The sequence below is a fragment of the Streptomyces sp. NPDC088910 genome (assembly GCF_044749865.1).
Lineage (GTDB): Bacteria > Actinomycetota > Actinomycetes > Streptomycetales > Streptomycetaceae > Actinacidiphila.
Map to the genome: position 1 here is coordinate 253,240 of NZ_JBIVIV010000006.1, position 14,956 is coordinate 268,195.

The window sequence follows — 14,956 nt, forward strand, 5'->3', positions numbered from 1 at the left end:
ATTTGCTTCACCTCCTCCCGCACCTCGCTCCTGACGGTTTTCCGGCGGCCCTTTCGCCGCATCACACACTTATTCATGGGTCGCTTCTCCTTGTCCATACGCGCGCGTTGGCATCAAGTTCGCGGTATTCCCTGCCACCGCGTTCGGGGCGAACTTCCTTGACCCGCCAGGGCCGTGGAGTCCACGCTTCTGCCATGCCCGGAACAGCCGGGGCCACCGGTGAAGACCACGCCGGCCGCCCCGGTCGTATTTCCCGGTCCTGAGCAGCGGAATGCGTTTACCGAACCGTCAGGACCCGCGAAGAGAAACACGAAGAAGAAATTCACGGCAATGCGCCGCAGTGCGTGCGATGCCGGGCGATGCGTTCTGGAACAGCCAATCCTCGAAAGGTGGGTCATGTCCGCTCTGACTGAACGGTCCACGGCCGCGGAGCCGGTCGCCGTCATCGGCATGTCCTGCCGGCTGCCCGGCGCGAAGAGCCCCGAGGAGTTCTGGCGGCTGCTGAGCGAAGGCCGCGAAGCGGTCGGCGAGGCCCCGGCGGACCGGCGCCAGACGGACGGTACGGCGGGATCGACGGCGGACGGCGCCGCGGACGGCACCGGCCGGGCCAGGCGCGGCGGATACATCGCCGACGTGGACCGTTTCGACGCCGCCTTCTTCGGCCTCTCCCCGGCCGAGGCCGCGGCGATGGACCCGCAGCAGCGGCTCGTCCTGGAGCTGGCGTGGGAGGCGATCGAGCACGCCCGGATCGTCCCCTCGACCCTGCACGGCACGGCGGCCGGAGTCTTCATCGGCGCCATCACCGGCGACTACGCGCTGGTCCACGACCGGCTCGGCGGCCAGGGGATCAGCAGGCACAGCGTCACCGGCACCCACCGCAGCATCATCGCCAACCGGGTCTCGCACCTGCTCGGCCTGCGCGGCCCCAGCCTCACCGTCGACTCCGGCCAGTCCTCCGCCCTGGTCGCCGTGCGGCTGGCCTGCGAGGAGCTGCGTCGCGGCACCGCGCGGACGGCGCTGGCGGGCGGAGTGAACCTGAATCTGCTCGGCGAGAGCGACCGGGCCCTGGAGCGCTTCGGCGCCCTGTCCCCCGACGGCCGCTGCCACACCTTCGACGGCCGGGCCAACGGTTACGTACGCGGCGAGGGCGGCGGTGTGGTGCTCCTCAAGCCGCTGTCGGCCGCGCTCGCCGACGGCGACACCGTGCACTGCGTCATCCTCGGCGGCGCCGTCAACAGCGGCACAGGAGAGCACCTGACCGTTCCCGACCCCGAGGCGCAGCGCGAGGTCGTCCGGCTGGCCTGCCGCGACGCGGGAGTCGCGCCCGCCGAGATCGCCTACGTGGAGCTGCACGGCACCGGTACGGCGGTCGGCGACCCGATCGAGGCGGCCGGTCTCGGGGCCTCGCTGGAGACCGGGTCCCGGGTGGCGCACGGCGCCCCGCCGCTGCTGGTCGGCTCGGCCAAGACCAACGTCGGCCACCTGGAGGGCGCGGCCGGCATCGTCGGTCTGCTGAAGGTGGCGCTCAGCATCGGCCACCGCACGCTCCCGCCCAGCCTGAACTTCACCTCGCTCCACCCGGCCATCGCGGCCGAGCAGCAGGGCATCGAGGTGGTCACCGCCGCCCGTCCGTGGCCCGGCTCCCCCGACAGCCGCCCGACCGCGGGCGTCAGCGCCTTCGGTATGGGCGGTACCAACTGCCACCTGATCCTGGCGGCGGCGCCCGAGACCGCACCGAACGGGACTGCGGCGCCCCGGACCGTGCCGAACGAGACCGTGGCGCCCCAGACCGTGCCGAACGAGACCACGCCGAACGAGACCACGCCGAACGAGACCGTCGCGGACGACAGCCCCGAGGTCCGCCGCGACTGCGACGCCGACGCGGCCCCGACCACCCCCTGGCTCCTGTCGGCCCGCTCCCCGCGCGGCCTGACCGCCCAGGCGGACCGGCTCGCCGCCCACCTCGCCGCGCGCCCCGACGTACCGGCGCGGGACGTCGCGCTGTCCCTGCTGCGCACCCGCTCGGCCTTCGACCACCGCGCCGTCGTCCTCGGCGCGGGCCGCCCCGAACTGGACACGCTGCTCGCCGAGTTGGCGGCGGGCCGACCCCACAGCGAGGTCATCACCGGGCACACCGCGACCGGCGGCGTGGGATTCGTCTTCCCGGGCCAGGGCTCCCAGTGGTGGGGCATGGCGCGCGAACTGCTGGAGATCGACGGCCCGTTCGCCGACCGGATCGCCGAGTGCGCCCGCGCGCTGGCCCCGTACACCGACTACGACTTGGTGGACGTGGTGCGCGGTGCGCCCGGCGCGCCCGGCTTCGAGCGGCTCGACGTGGTGCAGCCGGCGCTGTGGGCCGTGATGGTCTCGCTCGCCGAGGTGTGGCGCGCGGCCGGGGTCGAACCGGACTTCGTCATCGGCCACTCGCAGGGCGAGATCGCCGCCGCGACCGTCATCGGCGCGCTCTCCCTGGACGACGGGGCCCGCGTGGTGGCCCTGCGCAGCCAGGTGCTGCTCCAGGTCACCGGCGGCCGGATGCTGTCGGTGTCCGCGCCGCTCGCCATGGTCGAGGAACGGCTGGCGGCCTACGGGGCGGCGACCCTCAGCGTGCTCAACAGCCCCACCTCCGCGGTCGTCTCCGGACCGCTGGACACGCTCACCGAGCTGGCCGCGAGCTTCGACGCCGACGGCTTCCGCACCAAGGTCCTCAAGATCGACTACGCCTCGCACTCCCCCGCCGTGGAAGTCATCCGCGAGCAGGTGCTCGACGTGCTCGCACCGGTCCGGCCGGTCGCCGTCGACACCCCCTTCTACTCCTCGCTGACCGGCTGCCGGGTCGAGGACACCTCGGAGCTCGACGGCGACTTCTGGTACCGCAATCTGCGCCACGCCGTCCGCTTCACCGACGCCACCCGCTCCGCGCTCGCCGACGGCAACGGCCTGTTCGTCGAGTGCAGCCCGCACCCGGTGCTGCGGCACGCGATCGAGGAGACCGCGGAGGAGGCGGGCCACGAGGCCGCCGCCGTGCCCACCCTGCGCCGCGAGGAGGGCGGCCCCGCGCAGGTGCTGCGCGCCCTCGCCGGTGCCTACGTACACGGCGCCGACGTCGACTGGGCGCCCGTCGCGGCCGTACCGGGAGCCCGTACGACGGACCTGCCCACGTACGCCTTCCAGCGCGAGCGGCACTGGCTGGGCGGGGCGCCGATCCTCGGCGCGGCGGCCGGTCCCGGTGCCGCCGGCACCGCGGGACCCTCGGACCCGGCCCCGGCGCCCGTGGCGGTCCGCACTCCCGAGGCCGTACGCGATCTGGTCACCGCGAGCACCGCCGCGGTCCTCGGGCACGCGGACGGCAGCGCGATCGACCCGCGCCGCAGCTTCAAGGACCTCGGCCTGGACTCGCAGGGCACCGTCGAGCTGCGCAACCGGCTCAAGGACGCCACCGGTCTGAAGCTGCCGACGACACTGCTCTTCGAGTTCCCGACGCCGAAGCGGCTGGCCGAGCGACTGGCCGAGCTGACAGCGCGGTTGACGCCGCAGACGCCCGAGGCGGACGGCGCGGGCGTGCGGCCCGCCCCCAACAGCGTGACCAGCGACGGCACTTCCGCCGACACCGCTGCCGACACCGGTACGTCCGCCGGTTCCAGCGTCGACCCCGACGCGCCCGAGCCGATCGCCGTCGTCGCCATGAGCTGCCGCTACCCCGGCGGGGTCAGTACCCCGGAGGAGCTGTGGCAGCTCGTCGCGGACGGCACCGACGCGGTCACCGGGCTGCCCGCCGACCGCGGCTGGGACCTGGACGCACTGCTCGGCGCGGGCCCCGACCGGCCCGGCGCCCTGACCACCGTCGGCGGCGGATTCCTGCACGAGGCACCGGAGTTCGACGCCGCCTTCTTCGGCATCAGCCCCCGCGAGGCGCTCGCGATGGACCCGCAGCAGCGGCTGCTGCTGGAGACGTCGTGGGAGGCCGTCGAGCGGGCGGGCATCGACCCGGCCACGCTCGCCGGGCAGCCGGTCGGCGTCTTCTTCGGCTCGATGGCCTCCGACTACGGCCCCCCGCTGCACCGGCCGAACGGCGGCGGTGACGGCCACCTGCTCACCGGTACGGCGCTCAGCGTCATCTCCGGCCGGGTCGCGTACACCCTCGGCCTGCGCGGCCCCGCGCTGACCGTCGACACGGCCTGCTCGTCCTCCCTGGTCGCCCTGCACCTGGCGGTCCGCGCCCTGCGCGGCGGCGAGTGCCCGATGGCGCTGGCGGGCGGCGTGACGGTGATGTCGACGCCCGGCAATCTGGTGGAGTTCAGCAGGCAGCACGGACTCGCCGCGGACGGCCGGGCCAAGGCGTTCTCGGCCGACGCGGACGGCACGTCCTTCTCCGAGGGCGCGGGGGTGCTGCTGCTGGAGAAGCTCTCCGACGCCCGCCGCAACGGCCACCCGGTGCTCGCCGTCATCCGCGGCACCGCCGTCAACCAGGACGGTGCGAGCAACGGCCTCACCGCACCCGACGGTCAGGCCCAACGCGCCCTCGTACGCCAGGCGTTGGCCGACGCGCGGCTCACGGCCGACGACGTCGACGCCATCGAGGCGCACGGCACCGGCACCTCCCTCGGCGACCCCGTCGAGGCCAACGCGCTGATCGACACCTACGGCAGCGCCCCGGGCGGCGGCGACCCCGCCGCCGCGCGACCGGTCTGGCTCGGCTCGGTGAAGGCCAACATCGGTCACACGCAGGCCGCCGCGGGTGTGGCGGGCGTCATCAAGATGGTGCAGGCGCTGCGCCACGAGACGCTGCCGCGCACGCTGCACGCCGACGAGCCCACGCCGCGCGCCGACTGGGACGCCGGACGGATCAGGCTGCTCACCGAGCAGCGGGCCTGGCCGCGCGGGGAGCGGGTCCGCAGGGCCGCCGTCTCCTCCTTCGGCATCAGCGGCACCAACGCCCACGTGGTCGTGGAGGAACCGGCCGCGGCCGACCTTCCCGTCGAACGGACGGACCGTCAGGGAAGCTCCGCACAGTGCCTGTTGGCCTGGCCGGTCACCGCCCGCACCCCCGAGGCGCTGCGGCACCAGGCCCAGCGGCTGACCGGCGCCGTCGCCGACAGGCGTCCCGAGGACGTCGCCCGCACGCTGGCCGGCCGTACCGTCTTCGAGCAGCGCGCCGTCGTCCTCGGCGCCGGAACCGACGAGCTGATCGCGGGGCTGCGCGCCCTCGCCGACGGCGACCCGGCCGGGCCCGGCACCGTCTCCGGTACGGCCAGGGGCCGCGCCCGGACGGCGCTGCTCTTCACCGGGCAGGGCGGTCAGCGGCTCGGCATGGGACGCGAACTGCACGCCGCCTTCCCGGTGTTCGCGGCGGCGTACGACGAGATCTGCGCGGCCTTCGGCCCCTACCTCGACCGCCCGCTGCGCGAGGTGCTGTGGGCCGAGCCCGACGGACCCGACGCGGTCCTGCTGGACGAGACCCGCTACACCCAGCCCGCGCTCTTCGCCTTCGAGACGGCCGCGTGGCGGCTGCTGCGCTCCCTCGGCGTCGAGGCCGACGTCGTGGCGGGGCACTCGGTCGGCGAGTACGCGGCGGCCTGCGCGGCCGGGGTGTGGCAACCGGCCGACGCCGTACGGCTGGTGGCCGCGCGCGGCCGGCTGATGCAGGAACTCCCGCGCGGCGGAGCGATGTTCGCCGTCGCCGCGAGCGAGGAGGAGATCCGCGGCACGCTGGCGGAGCCGCGGTACGCGGCGCGGGCCGTGGGCCTGGCCGCCGTCAACGGCCCGCTGAGCTGCGTGATCTCCGGCGAGGAGCAGACCTGCGAGGCCATCGCGCGGCAGTGGGCCGACGCGGGCCGCCGCACCAAGCGGCTCACCGTCAGCCACGCCTTCCACTCGCCGCTGATGGACCCGATGCTCGACGCCTTCCGGCGGGAGATCGCCGCGACCACCCTCGCCGAACCCCAACTCCCTTACGAGGCCGCCCTGGGCGCCGACCGCTCCTGGACCGACCCCGCCTACTGGGTGGACCAGATCCGGGACACGGTGCTCTTCGCGCCGGTCGTGGACCGGCTGGCCGCCGCCGGTACCGGCGTGCTGTTCGAGGTCGGACCGCAGGCGGTGCTCACCCCGATGGCCCGCGAGAGTCTGGCCGGGCGGCCCGGCAGCGTCGTACCGCTGGTCCGGCGCGGCCGGGACGAACAGGACGCGCTCCTGCGGGGCCTGGCCGAGGCGTTCGCCGCCGGAGCCACCGTCGACTGGGCCGCCACCGCGGCGGACGGCGCCCGTACCGAGCTGCCCACCTACGCCTTCGACCGGCGCCGGTTCTGGCTCACCGACGCGGGGCCCGACGCGGGCTCGACCGCCCGCACCTCGCTGCTGCGCCGCGCGACCACCGTCGCGGCCGACGGCGGCCACCTGCTCGGCGGACGGCTCTCGCTGCGCTCCACGCCGTGGCTGGCCGACCACGCCATCGGCGGCACCGCCGTCGTCCCCGGTACGGCGCTGGTCGAATGCGCCCTCCAGGCGGCGGAGTTGGCCGGGGCGGAGGCGGTCGGCGGACTCACCCTGCTCACCCCGCTGGTCCTGCCGCCACTGGGCGCGGTCGAGGTCCAGGTCGCCGTGGGCGGCGAGGACGCGGACGGGCGGCGCGCGCTGACCGTCCACGCCAGGCCCGCCGACGACACCGACGCGCCGTGGACGGCGCACGCCACCGGCCACCTGACGGCCTCGGCGGACGCCGCCCCCGACGACGGCTGGGCCGCGGTCTGGCCGCCGGCCGGAGCCGAGACGGTCGACCTCACCGACGTGTACGGGCGGCTCGCCGCCGCGGGTTACGGCTACGGCCCCGCCTTCCAGGGCCTCACCGGCGCCTGGCGTGCGGGCGACGACCTCTACGCGGAGGTCCGGCTGCCCGAGGACGTACGGTCCGCCGCCGCCGACTTCGCCGTGCACCCGGCCCTGCTCGACGCCGCCCTGCACATCCTCGTCCTGGAGGCCAGGAACGCCTCGTCGGCGGGCCGCCCTGTCCCCTTCTCCTTCACGTCCGTCACCGTCCCCGCGCCCGGAACCGACGCCCTGCGCGTACGGCTCACCGCGAGCGACGCGTCCGGCGACGGCACCCGGATGTCCCTGTGCGACACGGCGGGACGCCCGGTGGGCGAGGTGACGGTGAGCATGCGCAACGCCCCCGAGGGCTTCGGCCTCACGGCGACCTCGGCCCCCAAGGACATCGGCCTGTACGACATCGCCTGGGTCCCGGCCGCCGCGTCCCCGGCCCCGTCCTCCGAGGACTCAGCGCCCTGGGCGGTGCTCGGCTCCGCCGCCGCCGAACCCGTGGCCGCGGCCCTGCGCTCCTCCGGCCGCCCCGCCTCGGTACTCGCCGACCTCGACACCCCCCGCACGGGCGCGGCCCCGGCCGTCCTGGTCATCCCCGCGCCCCAGGACCCGACGCCCGAGGGCCCGACATCCGAGGAACCGGCAGCGTCCGGCGGCCTCCCCTCGACCGTGCGCCGCGTCCTCGCGGACACCCTCGACCTCGTACGGCGACGCGTCGCCGACCCCGAACTGGCCGGCACCCGGCTGCTCTTCCTCGCCGACCCCGACTCGCTGACCGGCGGCCCGCTCTGGGGCCTGATCAGGTCGGCCCAGACCGAGCACCCCGACGCCTTCGCCCTGGCCGACGCGAGCGGTACGGCGCCGGACGAATGGCCGCTGCTGGCAGCCGCGTTGCACCAGGCGGAGCCGCAGACGGCCGTCCGCGACGGCGCCCTGCTGGTCCCCCGGCTCACCCTCCGCGAGACCGAGACCGAGACCGAGACCGAGACCCACACCCACACCCACACCGGCACCGGCACCGGCACCAGCACCGACACCGAGCCGGTCGACGGCGCGCGGACCGTGGACACCCCGGACCCCGGAAGCGCCCTCGGCACCGGCACGGTCCTGATCACCGGCGGTACCGGCGGACTCGGCGCGCGCCTCGCCGCGCACCTCGTGGCACGGCACGGCGTGCGGGACCTGCTCCTGGTCTCACGGCGCGGCCCGGCGGCCGAAGGGGCCGACGAGCTGGTCGCCGCGCTCGAAGCGCGCGGCGCGGCCGTACGGGTCGCGGCGTGCGACGTGGCGGACCGGGCGGCGCTGACCGCGGTGCTGGACTCGATCGCGGACGACAAGCCGCTGACCGCGGTGGTGCACACCGCGGGCGTGCTCGACGACGGCGTGGTCGCGCGGCTCGACGGTGAGCGGCTGGGGAATGTGCTGCGGCCCAAGGCGGACGCGGCGTGGCTGTTGCACGAGGCGACGGCGGACCTGCCGCTGGCGGCGTTCGTCCTGTACTCGTCCGTGGCGGGCGTGCTCGGGACCGCGGGGCAGGCGGGTTACGCCGCCGCCAACGGCTTCCTGGACGCGCTGGCCGTCCACCGCAGGGCGGCGGGGCTGCCCGCGACCTCGGTCGCGTGGGGCCTGTGGTCCGCGGAGGCCGGGATGGCCACGGCGCTGAGCGCGGTGGACCAGGCGCGGCTGGCACGGATCGGCACGCTGCCGCTCGGCCAGGAGGAGGGTCTGGCGCTCTTCGACGCGGCGCTGGCCGCCGACCTGACGGGCGGCCGTACGGTGGCGGCCCGTTGGGACCTGACCGGGCTGCGGGCCCGCGCGGCCTCCAGCGGGTCACCCGTACCGCCGCTGCTGCGCGGCCTGGTGCCGGCGCCGCGCCCGGCCCGCGGAACGGCCTCCGTCCGGCCCGCCGCCGCGCCCGGTACGACGGCGCCCGCGCCCGCCGCGGGTCAGGGCGGACTCGCCGGGAAGCTGGCGGGGCTCGACCGGGAGGCGGCGCACGCGGTGCTGCTCGACCTGGTCAGGGAGCGCGCCGCGCTCGTCCTCGGGCACGACAGGGCCGACCGGATCGAGGTCGACCGGCCCTTCACGGAGCTGGGCTTCGACTCGCTGGCCGCGGTGGAACTCCAGGAGGGCCTGGGCCGGATGACCGGCGTGCCGCTCCCGGCGACGCTGACCTTCGACCATCCGACCGTCGCGGACGTGGCGGCCCGGCTCGCCGCGGACTTCGCACCGGCCGAGCCCGTACCGGCGGGCGACCGGCTGTGGGGCACCCTCGGCGACGCGCTGTCCGCGCTGCTCGACGGCGGCGCCGCGGCCGAGGGCCCGGCCGACCCCGACGAGCGCGACCGCACCGAGGCGCTGCTCCAGGCGGCGCTGAGCCGGCTGCGCGACGGCGGCGAGGGACCGGGGCGGCTCCTGAGCCCGGCACTGCCCGGCGGCGGCCTCGAAACCGTCTCGGACGAGGACCTCTTCGACTTCATCGACAACCAACTCTGACATTCGCGACAACCCGACTTCGTACTGGAGGACACGGCTATGACGAGCGAAGAGCGGCTTCGCGAATATCTGAAGAAGGTGGTCGGCGACCTGACCGACGCCCGGCGCAAGCTGAGCGAGGCCGATGACCGCGAGCACGAGGCGGTGGCCGTGGTCGGCATCGGCTGCCGCTACCCCGGCGGGGTCGAGGCACCTGACGACCTGTGGGAGCTGGTGGACTCCGGCACCGACGCGACCAGCCCGTTCCCGACCGACCGCGGCTGGGACCTGGAGAAGCTGTACGACCCGGACCCCGACACCCCCGGCACCAGCTACACCCGGCGCGGCGCCTTCGTGCACGACGCGGGCGACTTCGACGCCCCCTTCTTCCGGATCAGCCCCCGTCACGCGGTGAGCACCGACCCGCACCACCGGCTCTTCCTCGAAGCGGCCTGGGAGTCCTTCGAGCGGGCCGGCATCGACCCGGCGACGCTGCGCGGCAGCAGCACGGGCGTGTGGGCCGGGATGATGTACGAGTTCTACTCGGCGCGTTTCCTCGGCGCCGTTCCCGAGGACGTCGACGGCACCCTCCTGGTCGCCAGCACCCCGAGCATGCTGTCCGGCCGGGTCTCCTACAGCTTCGGTCTCGAAGGTCCCTCGGTGACCCTCGACACCGCCTGCTCGTCCTCGCTGGTCGCGGTCCACCAGGCCGTACGCTCCCTGCGCAGCGGCGAGTGCACGCTCGCGGTGGCGGGCGGGGTGACCGTCATGGCGGAGCCCGACATGTTCGCGGAGTTCTCCCGGCAGCGCGGCCTGGCCCCCGACGGGCGCTGCAAGCCGTTCTCCGCCGACGCCGACGGCACGGTGTGGGGCGAGGGCTGCGGTGTCCTGCTGCTGGAGCGCCTCTCGGACGCTCAGCGCAACGGCCGGCCGATCTACGGCGTGATCCGCGGCACGGCCGTCAACCAGGACGGCGCAAGCAACGGGCAGACCGCGCCCAACGGCAAGGCGCAGGAGCGGGTGATCGCCCAGGCGCTGGCCGACGCCCGCCTGACGCCCCGTGACATCGACGCGGTCGAGGCGCACGGCACGGCCACGCCGCTCGGCGACCCGATCGAGGCCAACGCGATCCTGTCCGCCTACGGCAAGGACCACACGCCGGAGCGGCCGTTGCTGCTCGGCACGATCAAGTCCAACATCGGGCACACGCAGGCCGCCGCGGGCATCGCCGGAATGATCAAGATGATGCAGGCGATGCGGCACGGCAAGCTGCCGCGCACCCTGCACGTCGGCACCCCGACCTCGCGGGTCGACTGGTCGGCGGGCACCGTACGGCTGTTGACCGAAGAGGAGCCCTGGGAGTCGCGCGAGGACGCGCCGCGCCGGGCCGCCGTCTCGTCCTTCGGGATCAGCGGCACCAATGCGCACGTGATCCTGGAGGAGCCGCGACCGGCCCCCGCCGCAACGGAGTTGGAGACCGGGACGGGTTCCGAGACCGGGACCGACACCGGCTCCGACACCGGGACCGGCGCCGCGTCCGACACCGGCAAGGCCCCGCTCGCCTGGGTGCTCAGCGCCCGCAGCGCCGACGCCCTGCGCGGCCAGGCCGACCGGCTCGGCCGCCGCGTCGCCGCTCAACCGGCGCTGCGCCCGGTGGACGTGGCCTGGTCGCTGGCCGCCACCCGCGCCCGCTTCGACCACCGCGCGGTCGTCGTCGGCCGCGACCGCGCCGAACTCCTCGACCGGCTCGACGGTTTCGCGCAGGGCAGGGACGGCTCCCCGGTGACCACCGGCGTGGCGTCCGGTACGGCCAGGACCGTCTTCCTGTTCACCGGACAGGGCGGGCAGCAGCCCGGCATGGGGCGTCAACTGCACGCCGCCTTCCCCGTCTTCGCCGCAGCCCTGGACGAGGTGTGCGACGCGCTCGACCCGTATCTCGACCGGCCGCTGCGCGAGGTGATGTGGGCGGAGCCCGGCACGCCCGAGGCCGCGGAGCTGGACCGCACCTACTACACGCAGCCCGCGCTCTTCGCCTATCAGGTCGCCGCCTTCCGGCTGCTCGGCTCGCTCGGTCTGGTCCCCGACAAGGTCGCCGGGCACAGCGTCGGCGAGATCGCCGCCGCCCATGTGGCCGGTGTCTGGGACCTGGCCGACGCGGCCCGGATGATCACCGCCCGCGCCCGGCTGATGCAGCAACTCCCCTCCGGCGGCGCGATGTTCGCGATCTCCGCCACGGCGCGGGAAGTCGCCGTCACGCTGGCGGGCAAGGAGAGCCTGGCGCAGGTCGCCGCCGTCAACAGCCCCGCGGACGTGGTGGTCTCCGGTGACGAGGAGACCTGCGCCGCCGTCGCCGCCCACTGGGCGGAGCAGGGCCGCCGCACCAAGCGCCTCACCGTCAGCCACGCCTTCCACTCGCCGCTGATGGAGCCGATGCTCGACGCCTTCGGCGCCGAACTGGCCGCGCTGACCTTCCGTCAGCCGACGCTGGACACCGCCGTCAACCTCGGCGCCGACCGGAGCTGGACCGACCCCGGCTACTGGACCGACCAGGTCCGCCAGGCCGTGGGCTTCGCCGACATGACCGCGCGGCTGGACGCGGCGGGCACGGACGTCTATCTGGAGATCGGGCCGCGCCCGGTGCTCTCCGGGATGGTCCGCGCCTGCCTGCCGGACGCCAAGGCCGTCGTGACCGCCGTGTCCCGGCGCACGCTGGCCGAGCCCGAGGGGCTGCTGACCGCGCTCGCCGAGGCGTACGCGGCCGGCGCGTCCGCCGACTGGAGCGCCGCGGCGCCCGGCGGACAGCCCGTCGAACTGCCCACGTACGCCTTCGACCACACGCGCTACTGGCTGCTGCGGACCCCGCCGCGCGGCGACGCCGACGCGCTCGGCCTGACCGAGCTGCGGCACCCGCTGCTGGGCGCGGCGGTCGCCGTCGCCGACGGCGGACTGGTCGCCACCGGCAGGCTGACCGCGGACGACCTGCCCTGGCTGGCCGACCACTCCGTGGGCGGCGCGGCGATCGTGCCCGGCACCGCCCTGCTCGACATGGTCGTCGAGGCGGCGGCGCAGGCCGGTTACGACCGGGTCGAGGAGCTGACGTTCGAGGCGCCGATGCCGCTGCCGGTGACCGGGTCGCTCGACCTCCAGGTCGCCATCGGCGGCGACGGCTCCGTCGGGGTGCACGCCCGGCGCGGCGGCGAGGAGAGCTGGACCCGGCACGCGTCGGGCAGCCTGGCCGCGGGCCCCGCGGAGCCCGACGGCTGCGCGTGGGCCGCCACCTGGCCGCCGCAGGGGGCCGCACCGGTCGACCTGGACGCGGTCTACGAGCGGCTGACGGAGCGCGGCTACGGCTACGGCCCGGCCTTCCGCGGGCTGCGCGGCGCCTGGCGCACCGACGGTGAGCTGTTCGCCGAGGTCGAGGTGCCCGAGGGCGCGGAGAACGACGGCTTCGGCCTTCACCCGGTGCTGCTCGACTCGGCCTTCCACCCGTACGCCGCCGAGGGCGAAGGGGACGAGCTGCGGCTGCCGTTCGTCTTCCGCGGGGTGCGGCTGACCGCGGTCGGCGCGTCCGCCCTGCGGGTCAGGATCGTGACCGAGGGCGCCGACCAGTTGTCGCTGACCGCGGCGGACGAGAACGGCGGACTGGTCCTGGACGCCCGCGACATGCGGGTCAGGGCGGTGCCGGCCGCGGCCATGCGGGCGCTCGCCGGAAGCGCGGCCTCGCCCGAGGGCTACTACGGCCTGGAGTGGACCGAGACGACGCTTCCCGCGGTGAGCCCCGGCAGTTGGGCCGCGCTCGGCACCCCGGTCGCCGCGCTCCCCTTCCACACCGGCCCCGACGCGCTCGCCGCGTCCGGCGTCCGGCCCGACTACGTCCTGCTCGACACCGAGGCACTGGACACCGCCGAGGGCGCCGAACTCCCGCAGAGCGTCAGCGAGTTGACCGGCCAGGTGCTCGGCCTGCTCCAGCGGTGGGCCGACGACGCGGCCTTCGCCGCCTCCCGGCTGGTGATCGCCACCGACCCCGACTCGCTGCGCACGGCAGGGGTTTGGGGCCTGGTGCGGGCGGCGCAGGCCGAACACCCCGGCCGGTTCCTGCTGGTGGGCGCCCGCGGCGGCATCAGCGCGGCCCTCGCGGGTCCCGGCAGGGCGGTGGCGCTGCTCGCCGCCGCGGCCGAGGCCGACGAGCCGCAGGTGCTGCTGGAGGACGGCCGTACGCTGCTGCCGCGGGTCGCCCGCCGGGTGCCCGCACCCGCCGTCGAGCCGGCCTTCGGCGACGGCACGGTCCTGGTCACCGGCGGCACCGGGGCGCTCGGCGCGCTGGTCGCCCGGCGGCTGGTCGAACGCTTCGGCGTACGGCACCTGCTGCTGACCTCGCGGCGCGGTCTCGCGGCCCCCGGGGCGCGGGAGCTGGCCGACGAGCTGACCGAGGCCGCCGGACCCGGCGCCACCGTACGGATCGAGGCGTGCGACGCCGCCGACCGCGGCGAGCTGTCGGCGCTGCTGGCCTCGGTGCCGCCGGAGCACCCGCTGACCGGTGTGCTGCACGCCGCCGGTGTCCTGGACGACGGCCTGCTCGCGGGCCAGTCGCCGCAGCGCCTGGCGGACGTGCTGCGGCCGAAGGCGGACGCGGCCTGGCTGCTGCACGAGCTGACCGCGGACCTGCCGCTGGCCGCCTTCGTCCTGTTCTCCTCCGTCGCGGGCGTGCTCGGCAACGCCGGGCAGACCACGTACGGAGCCGCCAACACCTTCCTGGACGCGCTGGCCGTCCACCGCAGGGCGGCGGGTCTGCCCGCGGTCTCCGTGGCCTGGGGCCTGTGGTCGACGGCGGGCATGGGCTCGACGCTGACCGCGGCCGACGAGGCGCGGCTGGCCAGGATCGGGGTCGCGCCGCTCGACGAGCGACAGGGCCTCGGGCTGCTGGACACGGTGCTGACCGACCCCGACGTCGAGGCCGCGGTCGTGGCCTCCCGCTGGAGCCTGAGCGGCCTGCGCGGCGCGCAGGACAGCGGCGAGCGGATTCCGCAGATCCTGCGCGGCCTGGTCCGCGCGGGGCGGCGGACCGCGGAAGGCGGCGGCGCCCGGCAGTCCGGCGCCAACGCCGCGGGCGGCCTGGCCAAGAAGCTCGAAGGACTCACCGGTGACGCCGCGAAGTCCGCGGTCGACACCGCCGTACGCCACCACGTGGCCGCGGTACTGGCCCATGGAGCGCCCGAAGCGCTCGACCCCGACCTGCCCTTCATCGACCTCGGATTCGACTCGCTGACGGCGGTCGAACTGCGCAATCGGCTCCAGACGGACTCCGGTCTCGACCTGGCCCCGACGCTCGTCTTCGATCACCCGACCATCGGCGCCCTGGCGGAGCACCTGGCCATCGCGCTGGTCCCGGCCCCGAAGGATGACGTGACCACCATGGAAGAAGCCCTCGCCCGGATCACCGGCGAACTCAGCTCGTCCGCACCCGCGCTGCGGGACCGCATGGTCGTGGCCCTGCAGGACGCCCTCAACCGACTCGGAGTCCCGATGGACTCCCCCACCGCGGTGCTCGACGAGGCCTCCGACGAGGAGATCTTCGCCTTCATCGACGCCCAGGCGTAATCCCGCGCCGGGCGCACGGCCCGGCCACCGAGGTACAGCGACTCCCCGGCACTCCCCCGGCACATCG

General features: G+C 75.4%; 2 protein-coding genes. Both read left to right on the forward strand.

The features are described from left to right. Positions 1-396: 396 nt before the first annotated feature. Positions 397-9,312 carry an SDR family NAD(P)-dependent oxidoreductase gene (locus tag ACIP4Z_RS16355; RefSeq protein ID WP_401308547.1) on the forward strand — a complete coding sequence of 2,972 codons (8,916 nt, stop codon included), beginning with the start codon at positions 397-399 and terminating at the stop codon, positions 9,310-9,312. Between the two features lie 39 nt (positions 9,313-9,351). After that, positions 9,352-14,889: a beta-ketoacyl synthase N-terminal-like domain-containing protein gene (locus ACIP4Z_RS16360; RefSeq protein ID WP_401308550.1), complete on the forward strand. Its 5,538-nt coding sequence runs from the start codon at positions 9,352-9,354 to the stop codon at positions 14,887-14,889. Positions 14,890-14,956: the final 67 nt, after the last annotated feature.

Bases quoted from the DNA above. Each gene is read 5' to 3' on its own strand.
- ACIP4Z_RS16360 (WP_401308550.1), top strand. From the start codon at position 9,352: ATGACGAGCGAAGAGCGGCTTCGCGAATATCTGAAGAAGGTGGTCGGC.
- ACIP4Z_RS16355 (WP_401308547.1), top strand. From the start codon at position 397: ATGTCCGCTCTGACTGAACGGTCCACGGCCGCGGAGCCGGTCGCCGTC.